Source organism: Seonamhaeicola marinus (assembly GCF_008085455.1).
In genome coordinates, this window is the sequence record NZ_VSDQ01000702.1 from 222 (window position 1) to 755 (window position 534).

Annotated in this window: 1 pseudogene; it reads right to left on the reverse strand. The window is 37.3% G+C overall.

What is annotated here, in order from left to right:
• Positions 1-534, reverse strand: a pseudogene (locus FUA24_RS17235) (excinuclease ABC subunit UvrA); the annotation flags it as partial.

The following is a 534-nucleotide window of genomic DNA, read 5'->3' on the forward strand; positions in this document are numbered from 1 at the left end:
TTCTTCAGGAATGTCTTTGTATGCATCAGTTAATTTAAAATCAAAGCGTTGAGCAATGGTTTCAAATTGTTTAAAAATCCAACTTTTCTTTTCAGGGCCATGGGGTGCTAATGCGCCATTTTTAATTGAAAGTGTATTATCTGGTACAATTTTGCTAGGGTTTACTTTGTAAAGTTCGCCAATACCATTACAGTTTGGGCAAGCACCTTTTGGTGAGTTAAATGAAAAATTATTGGGTTCAGGGTTTGGGTATGAAATACCAGAGCTTGGGCACATTAGATTACGACTAAAATAACGTGCTTTTTGTGTGTCTTGGTCAATAACCATTAGCACATCTTCGCCATGATACATGGCGGTGTTTATGGTTTCGGTAAGGCGTTTATCGTTGTCAGGTGTGTTGTTTACAACCAATCGGTCAATAACTATTTCAATGTCATGCGTTTTGTAACGGTCTAGTTTCATGCCTTTGGTGATGTCTTTAATTTCACCATCGGTTCTTACTTTCACAAAGCCTTGTTTAGCTATTTGCTCAAA